The 24,622-nt window shown below is 70.5% G+C and carries 20 protein-coding genes and 1 pseudogene; 9 read left to right on the top strand and 12 right to left on the bottom strand.

The features are described from left to right. Nucleotides 1-11: 11 nt before the first annotated feature. Nucleotides 12-914, bottom strand: coding sequence for an LLM class flavin-dependent oxidoreductase (locus tag CCZ36_RS17405; RefSeq protein ID WP_069735667.1), 903 nt, complete (start codon nt 912-914; stop codon nt 12-14). Between the two features lie 149 nt (nt 915-1,063). Here CCZ36_RS17405 and CCZ36_RS17400 point away from each other — a divergent pair, with 149 nt between their 5' ends. Next, nucleotides 1,064-1,948: a Cof-type HAD-IIB family hydrolase gene (locus CCZ36_RS17400; protein WP_128818061.1), complete on the top strand. Its 885-nt coding sequence runs from the start codon at nt 1,064-1,066 to the stop codon at nt 1,946-1,948. A gap of 30 nt (nt 1,949-1,978) precedes the next feature. Here CCZ36_RS17400 and CCZ36_RS17395 read toward each other — a convergent pair whose 3' ends face one another. From CCZ36_RS17395 to hisC, 5 genes are all read right to left on the bottom strand, one after another. After that, nucleotides 1,979-3,685: a sensor histidine kinase gene (locus CCZ36_RS17395; RefSeq protein ID WP_128818060.1), complete on the bottom strand. Its 1,707-nt coding sequence runs from the start codon at nt 3,683-3,685 to the stop codon at nt 1,979-1,981. Nucleotides 3,686-3,833: 148 nt separating this feature from the next. Continuing rightward, on the bottom strand, nt 3,834-7,358 hold the full coding sequence (gene cydD / locus CCZ36_RS17390) for a thiol reductant ABC exporter subunit CydD (protein WP_128818059.1): 3,525 nt from the start codon (nt 7,356-7,358) through the stop codon (nt 3,834-3,836). 86 nt (nt 7,359-7,444) lie between these two features. After that, nucleotides 7,445-8,446 (bottom strand): cytochrome d ubiquinol oxidase subunit II, encoded by a 1,002-nt coding sequence (cydB, locus tag CCZ36_RS17385; protein WP_069735671.1) that lies wholly within the window; start codon nt 8,444-8,446, stop codon nt 7,445-7,447. Between the two features lie 18 nt (nt 8,447-8,464). After that, on the bottom strand, nt 8,465-9,976 hold the full coding sequence (locus tag CCZ36_RS17380) for a cytochrome ubiquinol oxidase subunit I (RefSeq protein WP_128818058.1): 1,512 nt from the start codon (nt 9,974-9,976) through the stop codon (nt 8,465-8,467). Between the two features lie 283 nt (nt 9,977-10,259). Continuing rightward, on the bottom strand, nt 10,260-11,339 hold the full coding sequence (hisC, locus tag CCZ36_RS17375) for a histidinol-phosphate transaminase (RefSeq protein WP_128818057.1): 1,080 nt from the start codon (nt 11,337-11,339) through the stop codon (nt 10,260-10,262). 405 nt (nt 11,340-11,744) lie between these two features. On the opposite strand from hisC, the gene CCZ36_RS17370 reads away from it, so the two are divergent. The 3 genes from CCZ36_RS17370 (at nt 11,745) to CCZ36_RS17360 (ending at nt 15,248) form a co-directional block, all read left to right on the top strand. Continuing rightward, nucleotides 11,745-12,857, top strand: coding sequence for a LacI family DNA-binding transcriptional regulator (locus tag CCZ36_RS17370; RefSeq protein ID WP_006126041.1), 1,113 nt, complete (start codon nt 11,745-11,747; stop codon nt 12,855-12,857). Between the two features lie 159 nt (nt 12,858-13,016). Further along, nucleotides 13,017-14,213 (top strand): metallophosphoesterase, encoded by a 1,197-nt coding sequence (locus CCZ36_RS17365; protein ID WP_249030715.1) that lies wholly within the window; start codon nt 13,017-13,019, stop codon nt 14,211-14,213. 204 nt (nt 14,214-14,417) lie between these two features. Continuing rightward, a complete protein-coding gene (locus CCZ36_RS17360) occupies nt 14,418-15,248 on the top strand; it encodes a hypothetical protein (RefSeq protein WP_069735675.1) in 831 nt (276 codons plus the stop codon). A gap of 91 nt (nt 15,249-15,339) precedes the next feature. On the opposite strand, the gene CCZ36_RS17355 is transcribed toward CCZ36_RS17360, so the two are convergent. Continuing rightward, complete coding sequence (locus CCZ36_RS17355; RefSeq protein ID WP_069735676.1) at nt 15,340-15,696, bottom strand: DUF805 domain-containing protein; 357 nt, start codon at nt 15,694-15,696, stop codon at nt 15,340-15,342. A 443-nt stretch (nt 15,697-16,139) separates the two neighbouring features. Next, nucleotides 16,140-17,930, bottom strand: coding sequence for a phosphomethylpyrimidine synthase ThiC (thiC, locus tag CCZ36_RS17345; RefSeq protein WP_069735677.1), 1,791 nt, complete (start codon nt 17,928-17,930; stop codon nt 16,140-16,142). A 198-nt stretch (nt 17,931-18,128) separates the two neighbouring features. Here thiC and CCZ36_RS17340 point away from each other — a divergent pair, with 198 nt between their 5' ends. Next, complete coding sequence (locus CCZ36_RS17340) at nt 18,129-19,481, top strand: YibE/F family protein (RefSeq protein WP_069735678.1); 1,353 nt, start codon at nt 18,129-18,131, stop codon at nt 19,479-19,481. Nucleotides 19,482-19,547: 66 nt separating this feature from the next. On the opposite strand, the gene CCZ36_RS17335 is transcribed toward CCZ36_RS17340, so the two are convergent. The 4 genes from CCZ36_RS17335 to CCZ36_RS17320 all read right to left on the bottom strand — a co-directional run bounded on the left by CCZ36_RS17335 (nt 19,548) and on the right by CCZ36_RS17320 (nt 21,902). Then, nucleotides 19,548-19,985, bottom strand: a complete 438-nt coding sequence (locus CCZ36_RS17335) for an SsgA family sporulation/cell division regulator (protein ID WP_069735679.1) — start codon at nt 19,983-19,985, stop codon at nt 19,548-19,550. Nucleotides 19,986-20,086: 101 nt separating this feature from the next. Further along, the gene (locus CCZ36_RS17330; RefSeq protein WP_305144074.1) at nt 20,087-20,863 is read right to left on the bottom strand and encodes an IclR family transcriptional regulator; all 777 of its coding nucleotides are present in this window, start codon (nt 20,861-20,863) and stop codon (nt 20,087-20,089) included. A gap of 352 nt (nt 20,864-21,215) precedes the next feature. Continuing rightward, nucleotides 21,216-21,428, bottom strand: a complete 213-nt coding sequence (locus tag CCZ36_RS17325; protein ID WP_006126031.1) for a DUF5326 family protein — start codon at nt 21,426-21,428, stop codon at nt 21,216-21,218. Between the two features lie 156 nt (nt 21,429-21,584). After that, nucleotides 21,585-21,902 (bottom strand): cupin domain-containing protein, encoded by a 318-nt coding sequence (locus CCZ36_RS17320; RefSeq protein WP_006126030.1) that lies wholly within the window; start codon nt 21,900-21,902, stop codon nt 21,585-21,587. 87 nt (nt 21,903-21,989) lie between these two features. On the opposite strand from CCZ36_RS17320, the gene CCZ36_RS17315 reads away from it, so the two are divergent. The 4 genes and pseudogenes from CCZ36_RS17315 to CCZ36_RS17300 all read left to right on the top strand — a co-directional run. Then, nucleotides 21,990-22,367, top strand: a complete 378-nt coding sequence (locus CCZ36_RS17315) for a phage holin family protein (RefSeq protein ID WP_128818056.1) — start codon at nt 21,990-21,992, stop codon at nt 22,365-22,367. Between the two features lie 138 nt (nt 22,368-22,505). Then, nucleotides 22,506-23,639 (top strand): cystathionine gamma-lyase, encoded by a 1,134-nt coding sequence (locus CCZ36_RS17310; RefSeq protein WP_128818055.1) that lies wholly within the window; start codon nt 22,506-22,508, stop codon nt 23,637-23,639. Nucleotides 23,640-23,696: 57 nt separating this feature from the next. Then, nucleotides 23,697-24,176: an NUDIX domain-containing protein gene (locus CCZ36_RS17305; protein WP_069735682.1), complete on the top strand. Its 480-nt coding sequence runs from the start codon at nt 23,697-23,699 to the stop codon at nt 24,174-24,176. 166 nt (nt 24,177-24,342) lie between these two features. Next, nucleotides 24,343-24,621, top strand: a pseudogene (locus CCZ36_RS17300) (DUF2269 domain-containing protein); the annotation flags it as partial. Between the last annotated feature and the right edge of the window lies 1 nt (nt 24,622).

Here is a 24,622-nt window from a genome sequence, read left to right as displayed (position 1 = left end):
AGCCTCGGGGGTCACGCCAGCTGCGCGGGCGCCTCGGTGGCGATGCGCTCGAAGACCTTCGGGTCGACGTCGAAGACCGAGTCCGGGATCGGGGCGTGGACGACGATCTCGGTGAAGCCCAGCTCCGCATGGCGGCCCGCGAAGTCGACGAAGGCGTCCACGGACTCCAGCGGGGCGGTGCGGTCCGGGGTGAAGCCGGTCAGCAGGATCCGGTCCGGCTCCAAGGCGTCTCGCCCGATCTCCGCGCACGCCGCCGTGAACTTCTCGTTCTGCGCCCGCAGCGCGGCCCGCGACTCCTCCGGGGTGCCGTTCTCGTACAGCTTCGGGTCGCCGGTGGTGACCCACGCCTGCCCGTGGCGGGCGGCGAGCTTCAGCCCGCGCGGCCCGGTCGCGGCGACCGCGAAGGGCAGCCGAGGCCGCTGGACACAGCCGGGAATGTTGCGGGCCTCGTCCGCGGTGTAGTGGGTCCCGCGCTCGGTCACCGCGTCCTCGGTGAGCAGACGGTCCAGGAGCGGTACGAACTCGGCGAACCGGTCGGCACGTTCGCGCGGGGTCCAGGCTTCCTGGCCCAGCGCGGTGGCGTCGAACCCGCTGCCTCCGGCGCCGATGCCGAGCGTGATCCGGCCGCCCGAGATGTCGTCCAGGGAGATGAGCTCCTTGGCCAGCGTGACCGGGTGGCGGAAGTTCGGCGAGGTCACGAGGGTGCCGAGCCGCAGGCGTTCGGTGGCCGTCGCCGCGGCGGTGAGCGTGGGCAGGGCCCCGAACCACGGGCCGTCCCGGAAGGTCCGCCAGGACAGGTGGTCGTAGGTGTAAGCGGTGTGGAAGCCCAGCTCCTCCGCGCGCTGCCAGCGGTCACGACCGCCCTCGTTCCAGCGGTGGACGGGAAGGATCACGGTGCTCAGGCGGGGGCTCATGCCCCTGAGCCTACGACCGTGCGCACGCTCCGCGACCACCCGATGGCGTTGGCATATGCCTCTGGACCTTTCCGCAGATCAGCGCCTCCACCTACTCACATGTGCGCCCCTTCGCACGCCCGTGCACCCTCGTGGGCGAGAATGGCCCGGTGACCTCAGTGACCGCTACGCCTCTTCCCGCCGTGACCCGGCTGATCGCCACCGATCTCGACGGCACCCTGCTCCGCGACGACAAAACACTGTCCGCGCGCACCGTCACGGCCCTCGCGGCGGCCGAGGAGGCCGGGATCGAGGTCTTCTTCGTCACCGGCAGGCCCGCCCGCTGGATGGACGTCGTACGGAATCACGTACAGAGCCATGGCACGGCGATCTGCGCCAACGGCGCCGTGGTCACCGATCTGCGGACGGACGGCGACCTCCTCGCCGTACGGGCGCTGGAGCGCGACGCCGCCCTCCACGTCGTGCGCACCCTGCGCGAGGCGGCCCCCGGCACCTCGTTCGCCGTCGAGATGACCACCGGCATCAACTACGAACCGGCCTACCCGCCGTTCCACCTGGACCCGGGGGCCTCGGTCGCCGTCGCGGAGAAGCTGCTGCACGAGGACACCCCCGGGGCCGGCGCGCCCGTGCTCAAGCTGCTGGCCCACCACACCGAGCTGGCGCCCGACGCCTTCCTCGACCTGGCCCGTGCGACGGCCGGCGACCGGGCGGCCATCACCCGCTCCAGCCCGTCCGCGCTGCTGGAGGTCAGCGGGCTCGGCGTCTCCAAGGCCACGACCCTGGCCGCCTGTTGTGCCGAGCGTGGTATCTCGTCCGCCGAGGTGGTCGCCTTCGGCGACATGCCCAACGACATCGAGATGCTCAACTGGGCCGGCGCCTCCTTCGCCATGGGCAACGCCCACCCGGACGCGCTGGCCGCCGCCACGGGCCGAACCGCCACCAACGAGGAGGACGGGGTGGCCCTCGTCATCGAGCGGATCCTCGCCGCCCGCGCGGAGGACCGCACCCAGGCCGGCCGCACCCAAGCCCGCTGAAACCTTTCGGCACAACGGGGAGGCGACCGCTCACAGCGGCGCCTCCCACACCACCGTCGTACCGGCGCCGCCCTCCCCGATGCCCGGCTCGATCCGGCTCGACCCGCCCAGGGACTCGGCCCGGCGGGCCAGATTGCGCAGTCCGCTGCGGCGGCCGCCCTCCGGGATGCCCACCCCGTCGTCGGCGACCGAGAGCCGTACCGCGGCCCGCCCGTCCGGCAGCGTCACCGTCGCGTCGACGACCACATCGATCAGCGACGCCTCCGCGTGCCGGAAGGCGTTGGAGAGCGCCTCGCGCAACGCGGCGACCAGGTTCTTGCCGGTCAGCTCGCCGACGAGCGAGTCCACCGGCCCCAGGAAGCGGTGCGCGGGCTTGAAGCCGAGCGGGACGGCCGCCATGTTGATCTCCCGCAGAACGCGGGTGCGCAGCCCCGAGGGGGCCTCGGCCGGCTCCTGCTGCAGGGCGAAGATCGCCGTACGGATCTCCTGGATCGTCACGTCCAGCTCGTCGACCGCCCGGCCGACACCGGTCCGTACCTCGGGCACCACCGATCTGCGCTGGGCGCTCTCCAGCATCATCCCGGTGGCGAACAGCCGCTGGATGACCAGGTCGTGGAGGTCACGAGCGATCCGGTCGCGGTCCTCGTACACCGCGAGCCGCTCCCGGTCCCGCTGTGCCTCGGCCATCATCAGCGCGAGTGCCGCCTGGGAGGCGAACTGCGCTGCGAGCGTCCGCTCGGGCTCGGTGAACGGGCGCGCCCCCCGGGAGCGCGGAGTGGCCAGCGCGCCGAGCACCCGGCCGCCGCTCTGGAGCGGCAGCAGCATGCTGGGGCCGAACCGGTCGGCCAGCCGGGTCACCATCCGGCTGTCGGAGGCGGAGTCGTCGATGAACACCGCCTCGCCCGCGAGGAGTTTCGCGGCCACCGCGCTCCGGCCCGGGATGATCACCCCGAGCGAGGACGAGGGGTCGTCGGCCGACACGGCAACGATCTCCAGACCGCCCTCCTCGGCCGGCAGCAGCACGATCCCGGCGGCGGCGTCCGCGAGCCGACGGGCCTGTTCGGCGACCACGGACAGGGCCTCGTCGGCGTCGCCGCCCGACAGGAGCGCCGTCGTGACCGCCACCGAACCGTCGATCCAGTGCTCCCGCTGCCGCGCCGCCTCGTACAGCCGGGCGTTGCCGATGGCGATCCCGGCCTCCGTGGCGAGCACCCGGACCATATGGAGGTCGTAGTCGCTGAACTCCGCGCCGCCGTGCTTCTCGGTGAGATAGAGGTTGCCGAAGATCTCCCCCTGGACCCGGATGGGCACCCCGAGGAAGGACCGCATCCGAGGGTGGCCCGGAGGGAACCCGGCGGAGCGCGGGTCGGTGGACAGATCGGCCAGCCGGACCGGGGCGGGGTCGTGGATCAGCGCGCCGAGCAGGCCCCGGTGGCCGTCGGGCCGTCGCCCGATCTCCTCGGCCACGTCCTGCGGAACGCCGTGGGTGACGAAGTCCGAAAGACCCTCGCCCAGCTCGTCGACGACGCCGATGGCCGCGTACCGGGCGTGGGCCAGCTCGGCGGCCGTCTCGCAGATCCGGTCCAGGGTGGAGTGCAGTTCCAGCCCCGCGCCGACAGACCGCATCGCCTCCAGGAGCTGCGGCACCCGCGCGGTCAGTTCGGTGGACAGCCCCTGAAGGCTGCGGGTGGCCCGGGTGGCGGCGTCGAGGGAGTCCTTCGGGTCGGGCTCTGCCATGACCCGAGCCTAGTAAGTGCCGATATGAGGCGAAAGTCGAGAATGCGCCTGATGGCCGGAAGCGCGGTGGCCGCGCGACACTCGTGCCGCGTGCCCCACGACCGGAAGGGCGGAGACCGCCCGACGCCTGCCTGCGTCCACCGTCTCCCTACACCCCCGCCCCCACCGTCTCGCGTTCGCGCTCCAGCATGCGGCGCAACGGCCCGTCCTCTGCGGCGAGTTCGGCGTACGGTCCACGCTGGACGACCCGGCCCGCGTCCAGCACCAGCACCTCGTCGACCGCCTCCAGGCCGGTCAGCCGGTGGGTGATCAGGACCGTTGCGCGCCCCCGGGTCGCGGCCAGCAGATCGGCGGTGAGGGCGTCGGCGGTCGGCAGGTCGAGGTGCTCGGCGGGCTCGTCCAGGACGAGGACGGGGAAGTCGGCGAGGAGCGCGCGGGCCAGGGCGAGGCGCTGGCGCTGGCCGCCGGAGAGCCGGTCGCCGTGCTCGCCGACGGCCGTGTCGAGGCCCTTCGGCAGGGCGCCCACCCAGTCGAGGAGCCGGGCCCGGGAGAGCGCGTCGCGCAGTTCGGCGTCGGTCGCCCCGGGCCGGGCCAGCCGCAGGTTCTCGCGGATCGTGCTGTCGAAGACATGGGCGTCCTGGGCGCACAGCCCGACCGAGCGCCGGACCGTGTCCGAGTCGAGCGCGGACGCCGCGACGCCGCCGAGCCGGTACGTCCCCGACGAGGCGTCCAGGAAGCGCAGGAGGACCTGGGCGAGCGTCGTCTTGCCGGAGCCGGAAGGCCCCACGACCGCGATGCGCCGTCCGGGTGTCAGCGTCAGGTCGAGCGAGGCCAGCGCGTCCTGCCCCGCCCCCGGGTAGCGGGCGCTCAGCCCTCGTACCTCCAGCGGGAAGGGCGAGCCGGGCTCCTCGGCCGAAGTCTGCGGCTCCTGTACGGGTACGGGGGCGTCCAGCACCTCGAACACCCGCTCCGCGCTCCGGGCGACCCGTTGGCGGTACTGCACGGCGAGCGGCAGCCCGGCGACGGCCTCGAAGGCGGCGAGCGGCGTCAGCACCACCACGGCGAGCGCGACCCCGGACAGCCGTCCGTCGTCGACGGCGGGAACGCCGACGGCCGCGGCGGCCACCACGGTGAGCCCGCAGACCAGGGCGGAGAGACCGCCGCCCAGCGCCGTCGCGGCGGCCGCGCTGGAGGCGATCCGGGTCAGGAGGGTGTCGGCCGCGCGCAGCTGCTCCTGCCGGGCGGGCAGGGCGCCCGCGACGGTCAGTTCGGCGGTACCGCCGAGCAGGTCGGTGACCCGGGTGGCCAGGGCGGCGCGGGCGGGTGCGAGCTGACGCTCCGTACGGCGGGCGCAGGCGCCGCTGACGAGCGGGACGCCGACCCCGGCGAGCAGCAGGCCGACGGCCAGGATCACGCCCGCTTCCGGGAGCAGCCAGCCGGTGAACCCGGCGGCGGCGGCCCCCACCACGACGGCGGTGGCGGCGGGCAGCAGCCAGCGCAGCCAGTAGTCCTGGAGCGCGTCCACGTCCGCGACCAGGCGGGACAGCAGATCGCCGCGCCGGGTGGTGCGCAGACCGGCGGGGGCGATGCGTTCGAGGCCCCGGTAGACGGCGACGCGCAGTTGGGCGAGAAGCCTCAGCACGGCGTCGTGCGAGACGAGCCGCTCGGCGTAGCGGAAGACGGCTCGCCCGATACCGAAGGCCCGGGTCGCGGTGACCGCCATCATCAAGTACATGACCGGCGGCTCTTCGGAGGCGCGGGAGATCAGCCAGCCGGAGACCGCCATGAGCCCCACGGCCGACCCGACCGCCAGACTGCCCAGCAGCAGGGCCAGGGCCAGTTGTCCGCGCCGGTCCCCGGCCGACGCGCGGACCCGGGCGAGCACCCGCCCCGGGCGGGCCCCGGCCGGGGCGGGGGAGCCCAGGGACTCCATGGGGCGGGCGGTCGGCGGTTCGCCGCCGGCGAGCGGCTCCGGTACGGCCGGCCCGGGGGCCGCGAGGCCCGCGAGGGGCTCCCCGTACGCCTCAGTCCGGGCGTCGGTGCTCGGCTCCAGAGCCACCACACGGTCGGCGACCGCCAGCAGCGCCGGGCGGTGGACGACCAGCAGCACGGTCCGCCCGGCTGCCAGCCGCCGTACGGCGTCGACGATGCCCGCCTCGCTCTCGCCGTCCAGGCTCGCGGTCGGCTCGTCCAGGAGCAGGAGCGGCCGGTCGGCGAGGAACGCCCGGGCGAGGGCGATGCGCTGGCGCTGGCCCGCCGAGAGCCCGGCCCCGTCCTCGCCGAGCACGGTCAGTATCCCGTCCGGGAGCGCGGCGACGAAGTCGTACGCGCCCGCGTCCCGCAGCGCCGCGACGACCGCCTCGTCGCGGGCGTCGGGCCGGGCCAGGCGGACGTTCTCGGCGATCGTGCCCGCGAAGAGGTGGGGGCGCTGAGGGACCCAGGCGATACGGCTCCGCCAGCGTTCGAGGTCCAGGTCCGCGAGGTCCCGGCCACCGACCCGTACGTGCCCCTCGTCGGGCCGGGCGAAGCCCAGGATCACGTTCAGCAGGGTGGACTTGCCGACGCCGCTCGGGCCGACCAGGGCGACGGTCTCCCCCGGCTCCACGGAGAGCGACGCGGCGTCCAGTGACGGTCCGGCGCGGCCCTCGTGGCGTACGGTCACGTCCGCCAGCTCCAGGCCCAGCGTGTCGGGGACGTCCTCGGAGCCCGAGGACCGGGGTTCGGTCTCCAGGACCGCGAAGATCTCCTCGGCGGCCGCGAGCCCCTCGGCGGCCGCGTGGTACTGCGCCCCGACCTGGCGGATCGGCAGATACGCCTCCGGGGCCAGGATCAGGACCACCAGGCCGGTGTAGAGATCGAGTTCGCCGTGGACGAGCCGCATGCCGATGGTGACCGCGACGAGGGCCACCGACAGGGTCGCCAGCAGCTCCAGCGCGAAGGAGGAGAGGAAGGCGATCCGCAGGGTGCGCAGGGTGGCCCGGCGGTAGTCGGAGGTGATCGTACGGATCGATTCGGCCTGGGCCTTGGCCCGCCCGAAGACCTTCAGGGTCGGCAGCCCGGCGACGACGTCCAGGAAGTGCCCGGAGAGCCGGGACAGCAGCTGCCACTGACGGTCCATCCGGGACTGGGTGGCCCAGCCGATCAGGATCATGAACAGCGGGATGAGCGGCAGGGTGACGACGATGATCGCCGCCGAGACCCAGTCCTCCGTGATGATCCGGGCCAGCACCGCCACCGGCACGACGACCGCGAGGCCGAGCTGCGGGAGATAGCGGGCGAAGTAGTCGTCGAGCGCGTCGACCCCCCGGGTCGCCAGCGCGACCAGCGAACCGGTGCGCTGTTCGCCCAGCCAGTCCGGGCCCAGGTGTGTGGCCCGCTCCAGGAGACGACCGCGCAGTTCGGACTTGACGGCCGCGCTGGCGCGATGGGCGGCCAGCTCGGTGAGCCAGGCGACCAGGGCCCGGCCGAGCGCGACCGCCGCGAGCAGCAGAAGAGGGGTGCGCAGTTCGGTGACCGTGAGCCCGTCCTCGAAACCGCCCACCACGATCTCGGCGATGAGCATCGCCTGGGCGATCACCAGCAGGGCACCGACCAGGCCGAGAGCCACCACGGCCGCCAGGAAGAGGCGGGTGGCCCGTGCGTGGTGGAGCAGACGCGGATCGATCGGTTTCACGTGAAACATCCCCCGGCGGGGTCGGTGAGCTCTGCGGGATCGGGAGCTGCTGCGGATCTCGCGAGGCCCGCAGCAGCTCGCCGGAGTCAGTGCGCGTCGGCGATGTGCTGGGTGCCGATGCGCTTGCGGAAGACCCAGTAGGTCCAGCTCTGGTAGAGCAGCACGATGGGCGTGGCGATGCCCGCGCACCAGGTCATGATCGTGAGCGTGTACGGGCTGGACGAGGCGTTGGTGACCGTGAGGTTCCAGGCGTCGTTCAGCGAGGAGGGCATGACGTTCGGGAAGAGCGTCAGGAAGAGCATCGCGACCGCCGCCGCGATCGTCACGCCCGAGAACGCGAACGACCAGCCCTCACGTCCCTTGGCGATGGCTCCGATCGCGGCCAGCAGCGACACCACCGCCACAATCAGGGCTCCCAGGCTCCAACCGTCCCCGTTGTCGGCCTGGGTCCAGAGCAGGAAGCCCAGCGCGAGGAGCGCGGTGACGGGTCCCAGCTTCAGCGCCAGGGCGCGGGCCCGGGCCCGGATGTCGCCCGCTGTCTTGAGGCCGGCGAACACCGCTCCGTGGAAGGTGAAGAGGGTGAGCGTGACGAGGCCGCCGAGGATCGCGTACGGGTTGAGGAGATCCCAGAAGTTGCCGACGTACTCCATGTCGGCGTCGATCTTCACGCCCCGGACGATGTTCCCGAACGCCACCCCCCACAGCACGGCGGGGATCAGGGAGGTCCAGAAGATCGCGGTCTCCCAGTTCGTCTGCCACCGCTCCTCGGGCCGCTTGGCGCGGTACTCGAAGGCGACGCCCCGGACGATCAGGCAGAACAGGATGATCAGCAGCGGCAGGTAGAAGCCGGAGAAGAGGGTGGCGTACCACTCGGGGAAGGCGGCGAAGGTCGCGCCGCCCGCGGTGAGCAGCCAGACCTCGTTGCCGTCCCAGACGGGCCCGATCGTGTTGATCAGGACCCTCTTCTCCTTGCGGTCGCGAGCCAGCAGTTTGGTGAGGACCCCGATGCCGAAGTCGAAGCCCTCCAGGAAGAAGTAGCCGGTCCAGAGGACGGCGATGAGCACGAACCAGACGTCGTGGAGTTCCATCTCTCAGCTCCTGTGTGCTCAGTACGAGAAGGCCATCGGCCGGTCGGCGTCTTCGTCGTCGTGACCGCCGATCTTCGTGGGCGGGTTGAGGTCGTCCTCGGTGAGCTCCGGCGGCCCGGCCTTGATGTACTTCACGAGCAGCTTCACCTCGATCACGGCGAGCACCGCGTACAGCAGGGTGAAGACGATCATCGAGGTGAGGACCTCGCCCTGCGAGACACCGGGGGAGACCCCGGCACGGGTTTCCAGCACTCCGTAGACCACCCACGGCTGGCGGCCCATCTCGGTGAAGATCCAACCCCAGGAGTTGGCGATCAGGGGGAAGAGCAGCGTCCAGAGCGCGACGAGCCAGTAGAGCTTGGTGAGCCTGGGGCTCAGCGCCGTGTTCCGGAACAGGACCAGATGCGGCACCTCGTCCTCACCGGTCCGCAGCGCCGGTGGCAGCAGGAACTTCTTCCGGGTCAGCCAGAGCCCCAGGAGGCCGAGGCCGAAGGAGGCCATCCCGAAGCCGATCATCCACCGGAAGCTCCAGAACGCGACCGGGATGTTGGGCCGGTAGTCACCGGGCCCGTACTTCTCCTGCGAGTCCTTGTTGAGGTCGTTGATGCCCGGGACATAGGAGTTCGGGTCGTTGTTGGCGAGGAAGGACAGTACCCCGGGGAGCGAGATCTCCACGGAGTTGTGGCCCTTGCTGACGTCCCCGTACGCGAAGATCGAGAACGGCGCCCGTTCCTGACCGTCCCACAGGGCCTCGGCGGCGGCCATCTTCATCGGCTGCTGCCGGAACATGACCTTGGCGAGGCTGTCGCCGCTGACGGCGGTGAGCAGTCCGGCGACCACCACGGTGATCAGCCCCAGCCGCAGCGAGGTCCGCATCACCGGAATGTGCTTCTTGCGCGCCAGGTGGAACGCGGCGATACCGACCATGAAGGCCCCGCCGACCAGGAACGCCGCTGTGATGGTGTGGAAGAACTGGGTGACCGCGGTGTCCTGGGTGAGCACCCGCCAGAAGTCGGTGAGCTCGGCGCGGCCGCGCTCCTCGTTGATCCGGTAGCCCACCGGGTGCTGCATCCAGGAGTTGGCGGCCAGGATGAAGTAGGCGGAGAGGATCGTGCCGATCGAGACCATCCACATGCAGGCCAGGTGGATCTTCTTCGGCAGCTTGTCCCAGCCGAAGATCCACAGCCCGATGAAGGTGGACTCGAAGAAGAAGGCGATCAGTGCCTCGAAGGCGAGGGGAGCGCCGAAGATGTCGCCGACGAAGCGCGAGTAGTCGGACCAGTTCATCCCGAACTGGAACTCCTGGACGATGCCCGTGACGACGCCCATGGCGATGTTGATCAGGAACAGCTTGCCCCAGAACTTGGTCGCCCTGAGGTACTTCTCCTTCTCCGTCCGCACCCAGGCGGTCTGCAGGCCGGCGGTGAGCGCGGCGAGCGAGATCGTCAGGGGGACGAAGAGGAAGTGGTAGACGGTGGTGATGCCGAACTGCCATCGCGCCAGGGTCTCCGGCGCCAGAGCTAGGTCCACGTCGTCAGTCTCCTTACATCGCCGTGGTCATCCCGGCACTGTGCCCCTTTGATCCCCCTGATTACGGGAGGAAACAGGGCACGCTTGTGAACGCGTTCACATTCACAAGCAATTATGGCGCACACACTTTCGGAGCCTTCGCCGGGGGTACCCCTTTTCGGCCACCCACCCCGTGCTACCGGCCTTTGCCGCCGGCACCCGGCCCGACAAGAAAGGGGCCCCGGACCTCGTCGATCGAGGTCCGGGGCCCCACCCGGCCGTACCGGCGGCGCGCCGGGAAGCCCTACAGCTCCGCGCGGAACGCCTCCGCCGCCTTGAGGAACAGGTCGTTCCCCTCGGTCTCGCCGATCGTGACCCGTACGCCCTCGCCCGCGAACGGGCGGACGACCACACCGGCCCGCTCACAGGCCCCCGCGAAGTCGACGGTCCGCTGACCGAGCCGCAGCCAGACGAAGTTCGCGTGCGACTCCGGCACCGTCCAGCCCTGGCGCGCCAGCTCCGCGCTCACCCGGGCGCGCTCGGCGACCAGCGAGCCGACCCGGCCCAGCAGCTCGTCCTCCGCGCGGAGCGAGGCCACCGCCGCGTCCTGGGCGAGCTGGCTCACGCCGAAGGGGACGGCGGTCTTGCGCAGCGCCGCGGCCACCGGCTCGTGCGCCACGGCGAACCCGACCCGCAGCCCGGCCAGGCCGTACGCCTTGGAGAAGGTCCGCAGCACGGCCACATTGGGCCGGTCACGGTAGATCTCGATGCCGTCGGGCACGTCGGCGTCGCGGATGAACTCCTTGTACGCCTCGTCCAGCACCACCAGCACATCGCTCGGCACCCGGTCGAGGAACCGTTCCAGCTCGGCCCGGCGCACCACCGTGCCGGTGGGGTTGTTGGGGTTGCAGACGAAGATCAGCCGGGTCCGGTCGGTGATCGCCTCCGCCATCGCGTCGAGGTCGTGCACATCCCCCGCGGTCAACGGCACCTTGACCGAGGTCGCGCCGCTGACCTGGGTGATGATCGGGTACGCCTCGAAGGACCGCCAGGCGTAGATGACCTCGTCGCCGGGGCCCGAGGTGGCCTGGAGCAGCTGCTGGGCCACCCCTACCGACCCCGTTCCGGTGGCGAGGTGCGAGAGGGGCACGCCGAAACGCTCGGCCAGCTCGTTCATCAGGCCGGTGCACGCCATGTCCGGGTAGCGGTTGAAGTTCTCCGCGGCGGCGAGCGCCGACTCCAGCACGCCCGGCAGCGGGGGATAGGGGTTCTCGTTGGAGGACAGCTTGTACGCGACCGGTCCGCCGGCCGCCGCAGGCTTGCCCGGCACATAGGCGGGAACGCCGTCCAGCTCGGCGCGCAGCTTGGGGCTCGTCTCGCTCACCGCAGGTCCTCCTCGACCGTCCGTTCACAGCAATACTCCACACCTTATGAGGATTGAGCCCCGCTGCGAATGGCCCGAGCGGGAAATCGACCGCAGTGCCCGGGAATGGGACCTCGCCCGGGGCCGGTCCGAGGACTCCGCCCGGGGGAGCGTTTCCGGTTTCGGCGCGCGCCGGTGGCTCACGCCGTGGCGCGCGTCCCCCGAAGTGGTGAGTTGAGACCTCTTCGAGACATCGCACATTCAGCAGGCCCCCGCCCTTCGAAACCTGACACATGCATGCAATATTCTTCAACTGCCTTGCATTGAAAGGAATTTGATGGGCAGTGACCTTGCAGAAACGTGCCTGTCAACGTGCACATATGCGACCGGACCGACCACCCCTCGGAGCCCTACTATCGGCTCGCCATGACAGCAGCAGGGAAGCACCAGGTGAGCCGGACGGAGACCCCCCGGCGCAGCGGTCGGCCAGGACGGGCGGGGATCCGGGACGTGGCCGCCGCGGCCGGGGTCTCGATCACGACCGTCTCCGACGCGCTCAACGGCAAGGGCAGGCTCCCGGACGCCACCCGCCGCCATGTCCGCGAGGTCGCCGAGCGCCTGGGCTACCGCCCGTCCGCCGCGGCCCGAACCCTCCGTACGGGCAAGTCGGGACTGATCGGCCTGACCGTGACCACGTACGGGAATGAACCTTTCACCTTCACCGAATTCGCGTACTTCGCGGAGATGGCGAGAGCCGCGACCTCCGCGGCGCTGGCCCGCGGCTACGCCCTCGTCATCCTCCCCGCCACCTCCCGGCACGACGTCTGGTCGAACGTCGCGCTCGACGGAACCGTCGTCATCGACCCCTCCGACCAGGACCCGGTCGTCACCGAACTCGTCCGCCAGGGGCTGCCCGTCGTCTCCGACGGCCGCCCGGCCGGCACGCTCCCCGTCACCGCCTGGGTCGACAACGACCACCGGGCCGCCGTGCTCGACCTCCTCGACCATCTCGCCGCCGCCGGGGCCCGCCGCATCGGCCTGCTGACCGGCAACACCACCGACACGTACACCCGGCTGTCCACCACCGCCTACCTCCACTGGTGCGAGCGGGTCGGCCAGGATCCCGTCTACGAGTCCTACCCGGCCCACGACCCCTGCGCGGGGGCCGTCGCCGCCGACCGGCTGCTCGCCCGCCCGGACCGCCCCGACGCGGTCTACGGGCTCTTCGACCCCAACGGGACCGACCTCCTCGCGGCGGCCCGCCGCTACGGGCTGCGCGTCCCCGAGGACCTGCTGCTGGTCTGCTGCAGCGAGTCCACCGTGTACGCGGCCACCGAGCCGCCCATCACGACGCTCTCGCTGAAGCCCCGCCGGATCGGCACGGCCGTCGTCCAGCTCCTCATCGACGCCATCGAAGGGGTCGAGCACGACGGGCCGGTGGAGCAGGTCATACCGACAGAGCTCATCGTCCGGACCTCCTCGCAACGCCGCCCACCCCGCACCACGGTCAGCGCGCCACGCTCCCCCAGCGGGGATTGATCATCTCTTTTCGGACCAATCGGCCGGTGAACCGTGCGTGCGCCCGGATTCACCACCCCTGGTGCGTCACACAGATCGATCCGCATTCCTATGATGGGCGCACGACACCGCGGACCACCTCTACCAGGCAGGGCCCGTCAGGTGTACGGCGGCGCGACGGTGGTGGAGGGGTCGATGACTCAGGGGGCCGGTCAGGAACCCGTGGTGCGGACGGCGACGTTGCGTGACTTCCGGGTTCCGCCGTACGCGCAGACGCCCGTGCCACCGCAGGCTCAGGGGGCGCCCCCATCCTCGGTGCCGCCGCAGGCGCCGGATCAGCATCCCCCGGCAGCGGGCGCGCCCGTGCCGCCGCCCGCCGCGGCCGCCCCGCCGCACACCCCCGCGCCGCCGCACCCGCCGCACCCCGGAAACGCCGTCGTGGGCGATGAGCAGCCGGAGGGCTACACCCCGACCGAGCGGGACCTCCCGGTCATCCGCCGCGGCGACACGGTCCAGGTCCGGACGGTCACCGAGCCGCACCCCGCGTCCGACGACGGCCGCGGCCCGCTCTTCGTCGTCGGCGACGTCCACGGCTATCTGGACGAGCTGCTGGCCGCCCTCGGCGAGCAGGGCCTCATCGACGCCGACGGGAACTGGGCCGCGGGCAACGCCCGGCTCTGGTTCCTCGGCGACTTCACCGACCGCGGCCCCGACGGCATCGGGGTCATCGACCTCGTCATGCGGCTCTCCGCCGAGGCGGCGGCGGCCGGCGGCTACTGCAAGGCCCTGATGGGCAACCACGAACTGCTGCTGATCGGTGCCAAGCGGTTCGCCGACACCCCCGTCAACTCCGGGGCGGGCACCGCCACCTTCCAGGCGGCCTGGCTGCTCAACGGCGGGCAGAAGACCGACATGGAACGCCTCCAGGACGTCCACCTCCAGTGGATGTCCCGGCTCGACGCGGTCGTCGAGGAGGACGGGCATCTGCTGATGCACTCCGACACGACGGCCTACCTCGACTACGGGTCCACCATCGAGGACGTCAACGACACGATCACGGCCATTCTCACGCGTAACGACGCCGACGAGTGCTGGGACCTCTTCCGCAAGCTCACCAAGCGGTTCGCCTTCCGTGACGAGGGCGGCTCCCAGGCGGTGCGCGACCTGCTGACGACATACGGCGGACAGCGCGTCGTCCATGGTCACAGCCCCATTCCCTACCTTCTGGGCGAGGTCGGAACGGAGGAGGGCGAGGACGGCGCGGGGCCCGTGATCAACGGTCCCCATGTGTACGCGGACGGCCTCGCCATCGCCATGGACGGCGGAGTGACCATGGCCGGAAAACTGCTGGTGGTCCAACTCCCCCTGCATGACTGACCGTCGGCGGGGAAGGCGCTTCAGGTTCAGTCCGCGCCGACCTCGCCGATCGCCGGGCCCGTCAGCGGGCCCAATTCTGGAAACACCCTGTCACCCCTTGCCGTGAGCGCTCTACCATCGGCCTATCAGTGGCAGGCTCTCCTCCGTTTCCACCCGATCGCCCGGTCCAACGCGGGCAGCCGGGCACCGACGGAGCATCGGGGGATGCAGATGACAAGCGCTCCGCACCTGCTGGCCGAGGACGGACCCGAGTACGAGCGGATCCTGGGCGACGCACTGCGCCACGCTCACGAACGCCCGGACCTGGAGGGCGTCGGGGACCGGCTCAACACCGAACAGCTGCGCACCATGGCGCTCGGCGCCACGGCGCTGATCACCGCCGCCGCGGCCACCGAGTACGAGCACTACACCAAGGCCCGCGGCGAACTGCGCCGGGCGGCGGCCGCCGAAGGGGCCGACGGGCTCCCGGGTCTGGACGGACCACAGAGCACCTCGGCCGGACCGGGCGCGGGCATCGGCGCGGTCATCACGGTCCTGACCCCGCTGCTGGCCGGCACCGCGGCGCTCATCTTCCTGCTCGTCGGCTATCTGCTGAAGGCGGTCAGCCCGTCGCTGACGTTCGGCCGCTCCATGGTCACGGCCGGATGGTTCTTCGCCTGCGTCGCCGCCGCGGCGATCCTCGTCGCCGCCGTCGGACTGCTCGTCACCGCCCTCCGCAACGGCGCGACGTCCCTCGCCGCCGAGGAGGAGGAACAGGAGCTTCCGGAGGAGGTCGCGCGGGCCAGGGAGGCGTGGCGCCACGCCCTGCTGGAACGTGGCATCCTCCCGTTCTTCCGGGACGCCCTGGCCGACCCCACCGCGGGGCCCGCCGCGCGGACCCCGCACCGCTCGCCCCACCGCATCCCGAAGATCGGGTACAGCAGGCCGGACTTCTCGGGTCCGGACGACGGCCCGGCGGCCGGCCCCCGGCCGACCTTCACCAGCCCCGACTTCACCAGCCCGGACTTCGGCGGCCCGGAGCACCAGCCGGACTGAGACCGACGCGCTGCCCCGGACACACCGCGGGCCGGGGCGGCAAGTGCCGCGCCCGGCCCGGGGGACGCTCCGGACGGACCGGAGCGGTGGATCAGATGGCCTGCGGAGACAGCTTCGGGTTGACGCCGTGCTCGTTCGTCTCCGGCTTGCCCTCCGAGGCGAGGAAGACGATCAGGACGATGGCACCGACCAGCGGGACGAGCGCGATCAGCAGCCACCAGCCGGACCGGCCGGTGTCGTGCAGACGGCGGACGGCGACCGCGAGCGCGGGGATGATGACCGCGACGGAGTAGATGTACGAGATGAACTCCGCGCCGATCGCACTGCCGATGATCGTGAGCACCAGGCTGATGACGAAGTTGATGAGCGTGAACATCCAGTACTCCTTGCGGCGCGCACGTCCGCTGAAGCCTGCGTAGTTCTTGAGTACGGCCAGGTACCAGTTCATTGTGATTCCCCTCCCCGGGCCCTTGTTCCAGGGCCGCCAACTTTCAGCCAAGCAAGCCGGAAAGTAAGCCACAGATAAGGAACGGGTCAAGTCAGGTTGACCCGTTACCTGAACGTACACAGAGCTGCCGCACGACTGTGTCCATACTGTCGCTTAACAAGGTAATCAACCATGCCAAACCGCCCCGCAACAGATGGAGTTACTCGTAAGGCACGGAAAGCCCCAACTCCGGCCCCCCGGCGAGCAGGGCCCCGCCCGCACGGCGGGCAGGTCCGGATCGCGGGCACGGGCGACCGACGTCGCCCGCCGGGGACCCCATGGGTTCTGGCGGTACGTCGCCGACAACCCGTCCGGCACCGCGGCGGACGACCCGGAGCGGGCCGGCCGACGAGGGTGGGCCCGACGGACTCGGCCGCCGGGCCCACCTCACGCGACAGGACGGGTCAGTCCGCGATCGGCAGGTAGACCCGGTTCCCGGCGGCCGCGAACTCCTTCGACTTCGCGGCCATGCCCTCCTCGATCTCCTCCTGCGAACCGCCGTGCTGACGGCGGATGTCCTGGGAGATCTTCATCGAGCAGAACTTCGGCCCGCACATCGAGCAGAAGTGCGCCGTCTTCGCCGGTTCGGCGGGCAGCGTCTCATCGTGGAACTCCCGGGCCGTGTCCGGGTCGAGAGCCAGATTGAACTGGTCCTCCCACCGGAACTCGAACCGCGCGTCGGAGAGCGCGTCGTCCCACTCCTGCGCACCCGGGTGCCCCTTGGCCAGGTCGGCCGCGTGGGCGGCGATCTTGTAGGTGATCACGCCTGTCTTCACGTCGTCCCGGTTCGGCAGCCCCAGGTGCTCCTTGGGCGTGACGTAACAGAGCATCGCCGTGCCCCACCAGGCGATCATCGCGGCGCCGATGCCCGAGGTGATGTGGTCGTAGGCGGGCGCGACGTCCGTGGTCAGCGGGCCGAGCGTGTAGAACGGCGCCTCCTCGCAGATCTCCTGCTGGAGGTCGATGTTCTCCTTGATCTTGTGCATCGGGACATGCCCGGGGCCCTCGATCATCGTCTGTACACCGAACCGCTTGGCGATCGTGTTCAGCTCGCCCAGCGTGCGCAGCTCCGCGAACTGCGCCTCGTCGTTGGCGTCCGCGATCGAACCGGGACGCAGCCCGTCACCGAGCGAGTAGGTGACGTCGTACGTCGCGAGGATCTCGCAGAGCTCCTCGAAGTGCTCGTAGAGGAACGACTCCTTGTGGTGCGCCAGGCACCAGGCCGCCATGATCGAGCCGCCGCGCGAGACGATCCCGGTCTTGCGACGGGCCGTCAGCGGAACGTACGGCAGGCGCACTCCGGCGTGCACCGTCATGTAGTCCACGCCCTGTTCGGCCTGCTCGATGACGGTGTCCTTGTAGATCTCCCAGGTCAGCTCCTCGGCCCGGCCGTCGACCTTCTCCAGGGCCTGGTAGAGCGGGACGGTGCCGATCGGCACGGGGGAGTTGCGCAGCACCCATTCACGGGTGGTGTGGATGTTGCGGCCGGTGGACAGGTCCATGACCGTGTCGGCGCCCCACTGGGTCGCCCAGGTCATCTTGTCCACCTCCTCCTCGATGGAGGAGGTGACGGCCGAGTTGCCGATGTTGGCGTTGACCTTCACCAGGAACCGCTTGCCGATGATCATCGGCTCGATCTCGGGGTGGTTGACGTTGGCCGGCAGCACCGCCCGGCCCGCCGCGATCTCCTCCCGTACGACCTCGGCCTCGACGTTCTCCCGGATCGCCACGTACTCCATCTCCGGGGTGATCTCCCCCCGCCGGGCGTACGCGAGCTGGGTGACGGGCCGTCCGTCGCGGCTGCGGCGCGGCTGGCGCGGGCGGCCGGGGAAGACGGCGTCGAGGTTGCGCAGTCCGCCGCGCGGCGAGGTGTGCTTGACCCCGTCGTCCTCCGGGCGGACCGGGCGGCCCGCGTACTCCTCGGTGTCGCCGCGGGCGACGATCCAGTTCTCCCGCAGCGGCGCGAGGCCCCGGCGGACATCGGTGTCGATGGCGGGATCCGTGTACGGCCCCGACGTGTCGTACAGCGTCACATCCTTGCCGTTGGTGAGGTGCACCTGTCGGACCGGCACCCGGAGGTCCGGGCGCGAGCCCTGGACGTACCCCTTGTGCCAGCCGATGGACTTCCCGGCCTCGTCGCCCTGGTTCTCGGCGCTCTGTTTCGAGGCAGGCGTGCGTGCGTCCGATGTGGTCATGAGACCTACTCCCTACGCCGGCATTACCCGGTAACAGGTTCGGCGGTCGGCGCAGCGTGTCCCGTACGGATGTACGGCGATCCCAGCGCCCTCTCAGCCCGGTGCTCCGAGCTCCCGCGTGTGCAAAGGTGCCTCCACGCTAGCGTCCTTTCCGGCGAGCTGACCAGAGGGCCCTCCCGTTCTTGCGATGATCGCCCCGTGACCTCCCCTCAAAGCGACCCCGCACCCCAGCCGCCCCAGGGCCACACCCACACCCACGCCCACACACACAGCCATGGCCCGGCCGCCCCGGTCTCCCGCCATCTGCGCAAGGTCATCGCCGCCGTGCTGATCCCGTTCGCGACGGCCGTCGTCGTCGGTCTGATCGCGTTCTGGCCCGGCGGCGTGCCCGACCACGAGCGCACCGGTGTCGGATTCGACCGGCAGACCCAGGACGGCAAGGTCGTCCAGGTCGTCAAGGTCGACTGCGCGGACGTCAACGCCGCGCAGGTGCCCCCGACCGGTGACACCTCCACGCCCTCGGGGCGGGAGGCCGTCAACGAGCAGGAGGGGGAGTGCGCGAAGGCCACCATCGAGGTGACCAGCGGCGAGGACAAGGGCCGCCGGTTCGTCGAGGTGGTCCAGCCGGACGCGCCCCGCCAGCTGAAGGAGGGTCAGGGCGTGGTCGTCGCGTACGCCCCCGACGCGCCGCGTGACCTCCAGTACTCGGTGACCGATGTGAACCGGAAGGTCCCGATGGCGCTGCTGGCCGGGATCTTCGCCCTGGCGGTGGTCCTGGTGGGCCGCATGCGCGGGGTGATGGCGCTGGTGGCGCTGGCCGTGTCGTTCACCGTGCTGACGCTGTTCATCCTGCCGGCGATCCTGCAGGGCTCGAATCCGCTGGTCGTGGCGGTGATCGGGGCCAGCGCGATCATGCTGGCGGCCCTCTATCTGTGCCACGGGGTGACGGCCCGTACCTCGGTCGCGGTCATCGGCACGCTGATCTCGCTGCTGCTGATCGGGCTGCTGGGCTCCCTGTTCATCGGCTGGGCCAGCCTGAGCGGCAACACCGACGACAACACCGGCCTGATCCACGGTCTCTACCCGGACATCGACATGAGCGGTCTGCTGCTGGCGGGCGTCATCATCGGTTCGCTCGGCGTGCTCGACGATGTGACGGTCACCCAGACCTCCGCCGTCTGGGAACTGCACCAGGCCGACCCGGAGATGGGTTGGAAGAGGCTCTACCGGGCAGGTATCAGAATCGGGAGAGACCACATCGCCTCGGTGGTCAACACCCTGGTGCTGGCGTACGCGGGCGCTGCGCTGCCCCTACTCCTCCTCTTCTCCATCGCCCAGAGCAGTGTGGGCACGGTGGCCAACAGCGAGCTGGTCGCGGAGGAGATCGTCCGCACGCTGGTCGGCTCGATCGGACTGGTCGCCTCGGTGCCGGTGACCACGGTGCTCGCCGCGCTGGTCGTCTCCGCGGACCGCGCGGGGTCGGACGGCGCACAGGCGGCTACGGCCGCACCCGCGCGGACCGGCAGGGGCCGCCGCCGCAAGACGGGGTGACGGGCCGCCGGGACGCGAGGGCAGGCCCCGGGGACGGGCGGGCGACGAACGGCAGAGTGCGCCCGGTCAGCCGGCGTTCTGCTCCTCGGCGAGGATGCGGCCGAGCGCGTCCTCCAGGTTCCCGTCGAAGTCACCCAGCGTGTGCTCCTGGCCGAGCGGCACGAGCTTGTCCGTCCGGTCGAGGAACGCCACCAGCGGCGCCGTCCCCGCCCGGAACAACGCGCGATCCGCGCCGACCTGAAGCCGGATGTGCACATCGCCGAGCCCCTCGGGCTCGGTCGGGCCGATGTGCACATCTCCGTCGCCGCTCGGGCTGTTGATCCCGTCCAGCAGCAGCTCGCGTCCGAACGCCCAGGTCACAGGGGCATCGCCGGGCAGGTGGAACGTCATCCGGATGGCATACGGATCACCGACCTCGTACCGGAGCTCCACCGGAATACGGAACGAGAGCTCCTCGGAGACGAGGAAGCTCATCATGACCTCTGCTTGAACCGACTCGCGCATCGTTCAACCCCGCAGTAGATGAATCTGGCCAGGAATGATCCCCCATGGCCCTATTGACGCCATCGTGGTGCACGCGATAGCAGATCACAAGGAGTGATTTTTCAGATACTGATAGAGAACACGAACGAACGCAAGAGGCTGGCGACTTCGCCACGTAGCTGTTCGACTGCGGGCAGCAACCGATCTTCCCGATCCAGGGGTACGGAAATGGCCATCGCCGCAATGGTGGCACCGGCCGTGACCGGAATCGCGGCGCAGACGGTGCCCAGTGCGTACTCCTGGCGTTCGATGACCGGTTCACCTCGTCGGAGGGTGCGCAACCGTTCCAGAAGTGTGGCGCGATCTCGCACTGAGTAACGGGTGAGGGGCCGAACGGGATGCCGGTCGAGGTGGTCCTCGCGGGCCCTCTCGTCGAGCTGGGCGAGCAGACACTGCCCGATGGCGTGCGCATGGGCGGTTTCCCGGAACGAGGCCCACTCCTCCACCGCGGGGGTGTCGGGGGCGTCCGCGACCGCGATGAGGTCGATCTCGCCGTCGCAGTAGACGGCGCAGTACACCGGCGCTCCGATGATGTCCCGCCAGCGGTCGAGGGAGTCGGCCACGGAGATGGGGCGCGGGCGGCTCCTGACCGCGGGCGCCGCGGTCAGGTTCTCGGCGGCAGCGCCGAAGAGGAAGACGCCGTTCTCACGGCGGAGATAGCCCTCATGGGTGAGGGTGCGCAGCAAGTGGTAGGCGGTCGGGAGCGGAAGCCCCGCCTCTCGCGCCAGTTGCTTGGCGGGAGCCCCGTCCCGATGAGCGCCCACAGCCTCCAGCAGCCTCAACGCCCGCTGAACCGAACCGATCAACGTCGGGACAGCGGTACTCGATGCCGTGGTCAAAGGTCACCCCCAGGCATGGTGACGGGCCGTCGGCCCTCCCGTGGGGGCCGCCCCCACGGGCCTGCCGCGATCCCGAGGACCGGAGGGGACCGGAGATCCGGTGACCGTGACCGGCGAGGACCGATCCGGGCGCCGGCGATCGGAGGCCAACGACCGGACTGTCGTACCCAGGAGCGATCAGGCGATCGACAAGGTGACGGAAGGTCACATTCCGGATGGCGGCAGCGATTCGCCACTGTATCGGCCGTCTGCGGCAGACGAGTGGTTTCCTCCGGGACTTAGCTCTGCTGGGCTAATCCCGCCCGGATCGGACGGGACAGGCCGGCCCCCGTGCCGGCCCGCGGTCCGTGGGCTACCAGTCACCGCGCGAGGACGACGACGACATGAACTTGCGGACGACGAAGATCAGTCCGCCGACCAGCACGACGAAGATCAGCGCCTTGAAGAGCAGGCTGATCACAAAGCCGACCACGCTGGCGATCAGACCGCCGAACACGAAGATCGCAATGACGGGCACCGCGATCCACTTCACCCACCAGGGCATTCCCGCGAATATCTCCCGCACGGCCATCGCCTCTACCTCGTCTCTGTGAGTCCTTGCCTCGATGCTAAAGGCGCGAAGGCGTCCGGTGGGCGCCGCGCAGCCCTTGAAGACCCCTGATCGAGCCCCTAGGGATACCCGACAGGAACGCCCTCCCCCGGCAGGGTCCGAGCAGGCGGCTCAGCCCTCCGGCGGCGAGAAGACGACCATCACTCTGAGGTCCTCGGTGATGTGGTGGAACTTGTGGGCCACGCCCGCGGGCACATAGACGACGCTCCCTCTGCCGACCTGGGTCGTCTCCATCCCCACCGTGATCGACGCCCGCCCGCTGACGACGAAGTAGACCTCATCCTGCTGATGGGGCTGCTGCGGATCGAGCTCCCCCGCGTCCAGGGCGTACAGACCGACCGACATATTGCGCTCCCGCACGAACTGCAGATAGGCGCCGTCGTTGGCGGCCCGCTCCGCCTCCAGCTCGTCCAGTCTGAATGCCTTCATGGCCCGTCCCGCCCCTTGTGCCCGTGCTGTCGGCTGTACCTGCGCTGCCGGTGTCCACCACCGATCATGTCTGCCACGATCAGACACATGAAGAATTTCGTAGTCAAGACGATCGCCAACGCGGGTGCGCTGGCCGTTGCCATCTGGCTGATCGACAACATCACACTGGAGGGTGGCAGCACGGGCCGCAAGGCCCTCACCCTGGTCCTGGTGGCGCTGATCTTCGGCCTGGTGAACTCCGTGGTGAAGCCGGTGGTCCAGCTCCTGACCATCCCGTTGTTCATCCTGACGCTGGGGTTGATCACCCTGGTGGTCAACGCCCTGATGCTGTTGCTGACCTCCTGGCTGGCCGGCGTGGTCGATCTCAGCTTCCACGTCGAGGGGTTCTGGGCGGCGGTGCTCGGCGGACTGATCATCTCGGTGGTGTCCTGGGCGCTCAATGTCGTCCTGCCCGACGAGAACTGATCCGGGAACCCGAGGCCCGGCACCCGCGGATCCCAGCATTCGGGATTTCGGTACGCGGCGGAAGCCTGCCCTTGACCTCTCTGGAAGAGTGCAGGGGACACCGGTCTCCACCCGGGGAGAAGAGCGAAGGAGCAGGGCATGAGCACCATGGGCGACGGAACACGTGCGGTACGCGCCGGGCTCCCGGAACCGGAGCAGTTCGAGCCCACACTGCCCGGCCCCGTCTTCGCCGCGCACTTCCACCTCTCCGGCGAACCGGTGGGCCCGTACACCTACGGCCGGGAGACCAACCCGACCTGGACCCACCTGGAGCGGGCCATCGGTGAGCTGGAGGCTCCCGGCGAGGAGGTGGGCACGACGGTGTTCGCCTCGGGCATGGCGGCGATCACCGCGGTACTGCTCTCCCAGGTCCGCTCGGGCGACGCCGTGGTCCTGCCCGACGACGGCTACCAGGCGCTCCCCCTCGTACGGGAACAACTGACGGCGTACGGGGTGGAGGTCCGGACCGCGCCGACCGGCGGCGATGCCCAGCTGGCCCTGCTGACCGGGGCGAAGCTCCTGTGGATCGAGAGCCCGTCCAACCCGGGCCTGGACGTCTGCGACATCCGGCGGCTGGTGGAGGCCGCGCACGCGGCGGGCACCCTCGTCGCCGTCGACAACACCCTGGCCACCCCGATCGGCCAGCGCCCGCTGGAGCTGGGCGCCGACTTCTCGGTCGCCAGTGACACCAAGGGCATGACCGGCCACGGCGACATCCTGCTCGGCCATGTGACCTGCCGCGACCCCCGCCTGACGGCGGACGTACGGCGCTGGCGCAAGGTCGTCGGGGCGATCCCCGGACCGATGGAGGCCTGGCTCGCCCACCGTTCGCTGTCCACCCTTCAGCTGCGCATCGACCGGCAGTGCACCACTGCCCTCGCCCTCGCCGAGGCACTGGCCGAGCGGACCGAGGTGACAGGCCTGCGGTATCCGGGGCTGCCCACCGACCCCTCGTACGCCGTTGCCACCCGCCAGATGCGGCGCTTCGGGTCCGTGGTCTCCTTCGAGCTGGCCGACCGGGACACCGCGGAACAGTTCCTGACCGCGCTGCGGCTGGTCGACGACGCGACGAGCTTCGGGGGCGTCCGGTCCACCGCGGAGCGCCGCGGCCGCTGGGGCGGTGACGCCGTCGCGGAGGGCTTCATCCGTTTCTCGGTCGGCGCGGAGGACCCCGAGGACCTGCTCGCCGATGTCGGACAGGCGCTGGACGCGGCGGTCCGGTCGGGCCGGTAGGACAGGTACTGGACCTGGGGGAGTTTCAGACGGCTCTCCGCGGGCCACTCTCTTGCCATGACCGAACGTCCTGTGGTCAAGCGCACCGCACGCGCCGTCCTGCTCGACGGCGACGATCTCATCCTCATCAAGCGCACGAAGCCGGGAGTCGATCCGTACTGGCTCACGCCCGGCGGTGGGGTCGAGCCGGAGGACGCCACCGTTGTCGACGCACTGCACCGCGAGGTCGACGAGGAACTCGGCGCCAAGATCGTCGACGTGGTCCCGTGCTTCGTCGACACCGTGGAGCACATCGCGGACGGCGGCGTGACGGGTGTGAAGGTCCAGCACTTCTTCGTCTGCCGGCTGGCGTCGATGGACGCCTCCCTGCGGCACGGCCCGGAAATCGACGAGCCCACCGGGGAGTACGAGATCGTCCGGGTCCCGTTCAGCCGGGTCGGGATCGCGGCAGTGCACCTCGTTCCGTTGTCCCTACGGCACTACCTGGACGGCAACATCGAAGGCGTACGCGCGATGCACGCCCCCGACCTGGGCTGACACCCCCGCGGCGCGTACACGTCCCCGTACCGGCCAGGGCTCCTACTCCTCGGCCGGTATCCGTGGATACTCCCGCTGTCGGACGCCCCGGGCGGTCGGGCTCGGCATCGTGTTTCACGTGAAACCACTCAAGCGCCCCGTACACCGAGGGCTCCTCGTCGCCCCTGCCCGGCATCACTGGGTGTGGACCAAGTTCTGGCTGACTCTGATCACGACCGGCCTGTCGATCTTCTCCCTGCGCCCCGGTATCGACGCGGCGGCCGCCGACGGAGCCGTGGACGTCAACCTCGTGATCGCGCCGTCGGTGGCCATCACCACCTTTCTCTTCATCACCGCGATCTCGATCCTCAAGCCCTGGGGGCTCACCCGGCGAGGCAGGCGGCTGCGGTTCTCGGCCAGTTCCGCGAAATCGGTGGACGCGCGATCATCCCGTCAGACAGCCTGAC

Source organism: Streptomyces sp. S063 (assembly GCF_002832675.1).
Lineage (GTDB): Bacteria > Actinomycetota > Actinomycetes > Streptomycetales > Streptomycetaceae > Streptomyces > Streptomyces sindenensis.
This window is presented reverse-complemented; position numbering and strand designations above follow the sequence as displayed.